This is a genomic window from Lactobacillus colini (genome assembly GCF_017874575.1).
Classification (GTDB): Bacteria; Bacillota; Bacilli; order Lactobacillales; family Lactobacillaceae; genus Lactobacillus; species Lactobacillus colini.
The window spans coordinates 1-2,603 of the sequence record NZ_JAGGLU010000029.1 but is presented as its reverse complement, the minus strand read 5'-3'; the positions used below and the strand labels follow the sequence as shown (position 1 = coordinate 2,603).

General features: G+C 32.1%; 2 protein-coding genes and 2 pseudogenes. All 4 read left to right on the top strand.

Features of this window, described 5'->3' with window-relative positions:
* The first annotated feature begins 262 nt into the window (after positions 1-262).
* Positions 263-523 carry a hypothetical protein gene (locus tag J2Z60_RS10830; RefSeq protein ID WP_209687706.1) on the top strand — a complete coding sequence of 87 codons (261 nt, stop codon included), beginning with the start codon at positions 263-265 and terminating at the stop codon, positions 521-523.
* A 158-nt stretch (positions 524-681) separates the two neighbouring features.
* Positions 682-1,539, top strand: coding sequence for an aldo/keto reductase (locus tag J2Z60_RS10825; protein WP_209687705.1), 858 nt, complete (start codon positions 682-684; stop codon positions 1,537-1,539).
* 25 nt (positions 1,540-1,564) lie between these two features.
* Positions 1,565-2,224 (top strand): annotated as a pseudogene (locus tag J2Z60_RS10820) (NAD(P)H-binding protein).
* 159 nt (positions 2,225-2,383) lie between these two features.
* Positions 2,384-2,512: pseudogene (locus J2Z60_RS10815) on the top strand (TMEM175 family protein); the annotation flags it as partial.
* Positions 2,513-2,603: the final 91 nt, after the last annotated feature.

Below are 2,603 nucleotides of genomic sequence, written 5' to 3'. Positions count from 1 at the left end.
GATGTATTTGTGGTTATTTACATTCTAACAAAGAGTCACAAATGGGCTTTTTTAATTTTATGAACTAAGTGTTCAATTTGATTCTACAATTAACGTTCTACAATTAACGTAAATTAATTTTAACATGAATTAGTATAATCCTGGGATGAATTGCAATCCATACAAAAATAAAATTATCAAAAAATTTGCTCCAAAATACTAACATAAGACTATAATTATGATAGATACTAAATGTAAAACAAAAGTTAAGGGAGTTAAGCTAATGAAACATAAAAGGGATAAGGGTCTTTATGTTGGACTTACAGGAGTAATAGTTCTATTAGTGTGCTTGTTATTGGTAATTAGCATCAATTACTTTATTAATTATTATGGTGACTTATTCGAGTTACTATTACAAGTATTTGTAGAGATATTTGTATCTATGATGATGATCCAAATCATCTGGAATAATTACACACAAAGAGAAAAAATCAAACCTAATAGGCCAAAAATACGCTGTCAAAGGCATAATAAAGATAATTAGATTAAGAAGTACTACATTTTAGTAGTACTTTTTTAACTTACTCAGTATGCACAGGGCGCATGCTACCATAGGCAAACAGCAATTTTATTTTATATGGCTAGCAGATATACTAATAATTGTTAAGAAACAAATCGTTATTAATTATGGAGGAAATTTAAATGGATTACATTACTTTAAATGACGGAAATAAGATGCCACAATTAGGATTTGGTGTATTTCAAGTACCAGATTTAAACCAAGCGCAAGCAGCTGTTAAAGATGCTATTGACGTCGGTTACCGCTTATTTGATACCGCTGCAGCTTACCAAAATGAAGAAGCAGTCGGAAAAGCAATTAATAATAGTGGTATTGATAGAAGTGAATTCTTTGTAACTTCTAAGTTATGGGTTGACCACTTCACTTATGAAAAGGCAAAGCAAGGAATTGATGAATCTTTACAAAAGCTTGGTATGGATTATTTAGACTTATACTTGCTTCACCAACCATATGGCGATGTTTATGGAGCATGGAGAGCACTAGAAGAAGCACAAAAAGCGGGTAAGATTAAATCAATTGGTGTATCTAACTTTTATCCAGATCAATTCAAGAACTTAGAATTGATGAGCGATGTTAAGCCTGCTGTTAACCAAATTGAAGTATCTCCTTGGTACCAACGTCCAGAAACAGTTAAATACTTCCAATCAGAAGATATAACTGTAGAAGCTTGGGCACCATTTGCAGAAGGTAAGCGTAACATCTTCACTAATGAAACAATTGCTTCAATTGGTGAAAAATACGGCAAGAAGAATGGTCAAGTTATCTTACGTTGGTTATTGCAACGTGGAATTGTTGTAATCCCTAAGTCAGTTCATAAGGCTAGAATGGAAGAGAACTTCGATGTATTTGACTTTAAGCTAAGTGATGAAGATATGAATAAGATTAGTAGCTTAGATCTAAATGAAAGTCAATTCTTTAGTCATCGTGATCCTAAAGCAATTGAAAGTATCTTCGGCTCAAGCTTGAAAGCCTTACGTTAAACATGGAAAGATGAATATTTAATTTATGACAAAAGTAGCAATTATTGGTGCAAACGGGCAAATCGCTCGCTTAGTTGAAGATAAAATTTTAACTGGCAATAGTAATATTGAATTAACGCTCTTATTGCGGAATGCAGCAAGACTAGATAGTTTAGCAGACAATCCTAGAGTTACCATAATTGATGGGGATGCTAATAATCCAGAAGATTTACGCAAAGTTATTAAGGGACAAGACATTGTCTATGTTGCATTCGTCGATCATGGTGCAGATGCAAAATTAACTCAAGATGTTATTAAAATTATGGATGAAGAGGGTGTAAAGCGCCTCATATCATCTAATATATTGGGAATCTATGATGAAGTTCCTGAACCATTCGGTTCATATAATCGTGATGTTTGCTTTGGCGGCGAAGTGAAGCCAACAGATACAGTCGTATTGTCTGATAAATATATTGAAAAATAAGATTTAGATTATACTGTTTTGCGTTTAGCGTGGCTCAATGATAAAAATGACACTAACTATACTGTAACTCAAAAGGGTGAAGAATATATTGGCGTTTCAGTTTCAAGAAAGTCATGTGCCCAAGTAATTACAAAAATTATTAATAATCCTAAAAAATATAGCAGAGAAAGTATTGGCTTTGCGGATCCTACAACTCAAGGTTCTAGTAGACCCGTTTATTGATAATTATTTTAAAGTCTATAGTATTCTTACTCCTCAAAATTCAATTTAAATATTTTTCTTACTTATTCAAACTCATTAATCTATTTGAGCACTTCCTAACTTAATTGAAGTGCTCTTTCTATGTAATCGATTAATTTAACAGAAAAGGGTGTGCCAAATTTGAATAAAGAACGATTAACCGCATTTACTGATGCGGTGCTAGCAATTATTATGACTATTCTTGTTTTAGAGTTAGAAAAGCCGAAAATAATGACTTGGTCTGGGCTTTGGAATTTAAGAATGAGTTTTCCACCTAAAGTCAAGTAATATCAATATTTTTAATAAATTTTCTTGTTTGGTTAGTTCAGTATTAATATCCAAATCAAAATTTTATAGAAAT

Bases quoted from the DNA above. Each gene is read 5' to 3' on its own strand.
- J2Z60_RS10825 (WP_209687705.1), top strand. From the start codon at position 682: ATGGATTACATTACTTTAAATGACGGAAATAAGATGCCACAATTAGGA.
- J2Z60_RS10830 (WP_209687706.1), top strand. From the start codon at position 263: ATGAAACATAAAAGGGATAAGGGTCTTTATGTTGGACTTACAGGAGTA.